We start from the raw sequence: 2,999 nt of genomic DNA on the forward strand, positions 1-2,999 counted from the left end.
ATAATACAGTGAGTTCTTTTCTTCTTCCGTGAATTCTAGGTTAATCATGTTTTTAATGAGTGCTTTGCTTCTAATTATGACTCTTAAACTATATTATTGTCCTTGAGTAAAAAATGCAAGTTGTAGCCGTGCAAAGTATAGTTAACTGTCAAAGCATTAGTTGTTACACCCTCGCGGTAGAAGAAGTAAGCTAAGTTGGTTGTCCCATCTTCGGTGACAAGACTAGGAACAACCTGAAGAGTAACACGGGTATCATCATTGAGAATCGTTCCCGTCACTGGAGTAGTTGTCCCAACTGTATAGTCAGCCCCAGAAGTGAGGGTTAAGCTGACGGTTTCGTCATCTTCAACTGTGGTATCTGCTGTGGGGTCAATTGTTACAGTTGCAGTGGATGAACCAGCAACGAAATTCACTGTCCCTGTTGTACTGGTGAAAGTTGCTGCACCGGTTTGAGTGTAATCTGTGCTAAAAGTAGCTGTTCCCCCAACTGTATAGTTAGCGGTTAAAGCGCTGGTAGTAGAACCTGTACGGGTGAAGGTATAGACTAAGTTAGTTGTCCCGTCTTCATTGACACTACTGGGAGAAACCGCAAGAGTAACAGTGGGAGCATCGACAGTTGGAACTTCAAATTTAACCAGATCAAAGCCTATTCCACCACCACCAACAAATGCTAAAGAAGCATCAACAACAACTTTATATATCTTGCCTACATTTTGAATTTCAATTGGTGTACTTGGGGAAAGATTTCCTGTTTCAGTATATGTAGTGACTCCTAAAATTGTGTTGTCAAACCCATAAGCAGTGATTTTTACATTATTGCCACTTCCTCCCCATAAATCAGGAGAAATAGCAAAGTAATTTGTATATGCAGGTGTTGAACTGTTTACCGACGATACAAACTGGAAAGTTAAGGGTGCGTCATAATCAACTGATGATTCTGAACCAATTCCTCCAATCCCATTCACTCCAGATGCTGCATGGCCGAGTCCGAGATTAATTAGAGCCACTCCAGACATTAACACACCTGAAGGAGCATACTGATTTGTAATTTTAGCAGTGGAGGGAACAGAAGTAAATTGCCAGAAGCTTACAGAGGATAAACCTTGAGGTAAGGGAGATTCAAAATCAAGAATAGTGATAGAAGGCGATGGGTTATTGAAGCCACTTACATCAATAATCTTCAAACCGTCAAAATAATCAGCTACATAAGCGTAATTGCCGACTACTTCCACACCATAAGCAACGGTAGAAAAATCATCGTAATAGTCGATGAGAATGGGATTAGTGGGGTTGCTAATGTCAATGATTTTCAGTCCTGCCATATCATCAGCTACATAAGCGTAATTTCCCACTACTTCCACATCATTAGCAACGCTGTTAGTATCATAATTGCCAATGAAAATGGGGTTGGTAGGGTTGCTGATGTCGATAATTTGCAGTCCTCCATCCCAACCATCAGCTACATAAGCGTAGTTGCCTACTACTTCCACATCACTAGCAATGCCAGGTGTATCATAATTACCTTTCAGAGTGGGGTTTTCCGGGTTACTGACATCGATAATTTGCAGTCCTGACTCATAATCAGCTACATAAGCGTAATTACCGATTACTTGGACTTCCAAAGCTCGACTAGAAGTATCATAATTGCCGATGAGAGTGGGGTTGCTTGGATTGCTGATGTCGATGATTGTCAGTCCTTGATAATCACTAGCTACATAAGCGTAGTTTCCCACTACCTCCAGCCCATAAGCCGAACCAAGAGGCCAATCAGAATAATTGCCTGTCAGAGTGGGGTTAGTGGGGTTACTGATGTCGATGATTTGCAGTCCTGACGCATAATCAGCTACATAAGCGTAATTGCCGACTATTTGCACATCCATAGCGGAGCCAGAAGTATCATAATTGCCGATGAGAGTGGGGTTAGTAGGGTTGCTGATGTCGATGATTTGCAGCCCTAAACTAAAATCAGCTACATAAGCATAGTTCCCCACTACTTTCACATCATGAGCCTCGCCAGGAGTATCATAACTACCCACTAAAGAAAGAGCAAATACTCCCTCATAAGTCGCTAAAGTCCCCCCATCAAACGCCAAGGAAATATTCAAATCTTGCTCACTTTCAGCGCGAGAAACTATTACCTCTAACTCCCAATTTCCTCCCCATTTACTACTTCCCGTAGGTGTCGCTGAAGCCATCACCGTCGCACCCGTCAACTGATGCAACTTCTCAATAAACTCTTCTCCTGCATCTCCCGCCGCGACCTGACAACCGTACAGTAGAATACGATTAATCTTTGCCCAACTGTGTAACTGTTGGCGGTAATCGTAAATATTTGTTAAATTGAGTTGACAATTCCCTAAATATAAGCATCCAGGCGCACCATGGGAAACGAGGTGAATCGTGGTAATCTGGGGATTTTGTTGTAAAAAAGCGGATATTTGTTCGATTCCGTCTTGATTGGGAGAGAGAATAACTGTAGCGACTCCAGGGATTACCCCAGCTTGGAGACTTTGATAATCGGTGACACCAGCATCGAGAAAAACTACGGACTGGTTAAGATTGGTTTGGCGAGACATAATACAAGGGTTCCTGGTGAGTGGTGTAGGGTGGGCATTGCCCACAAGCTGCTTTAATATTATTTATTCAGCCGAGTCAGCCTGTTTTCCGCAACCGCAGCCAGTCTAGGTTAGGCTTGAAGACTGTCAAACCATCAATTAATCGTTTCTACCATTCTGAGAGCGTTTTTTTCTACCGTCAATAGAATATAAAATATGCTTATTTTTTTTTTTTTTTTTTCATCAGGTTTATTCATGAATCAGAGAAAATCAAATTAAATTCGGTGCGGTTAAACCTCAAGCCCTCAGAAAACGGGTTTCTTTGAGAAACCCGTTTTCTAAGAAACCCGTTTTCTAGATATTGATTTTTGCCAAAGACTGCTTAAATTCTGCGAGAGAATTAGCGGTAGCTGCTAATTTTAGTAGCTCTTCTAAGATAGTAGG

General features: G+C 41.9%; 1 protein-coding gene. It reads right to left on the bottom strand.

Going from position 1 to position 2,999, the window contains the following annotated elements; translation table 11 throughout:
- Nucleotides 1-83 precede the first annotated feature (83 nt).
- The gene (locus IM500_RS16170) at nt 84-2,576 is read right to left on the bottom strand and encodes a DUF4347 domain-containing protein (protein ID WP_287738978.1); all 2,493 of its coding nucleotides are present in this window, start codon (nt 2,574-2,576) and stop codon (nt 84-86) included.
- Between the last annotated feature and the right edge of the window lie 423 nt (nt 2,577-2,999).

The sequence above is a fragment of the Microcystis sp. M179S2 genome (genome assembly GCF_020245805.1).
Taxonomy (GTDB): domain Bacteria; phylum Cyanobacteriota; class Cyanobacteriia; order Cyanobacteriales; family Microcystaceae; genus Microcystis; species Microcystis aeruginosa.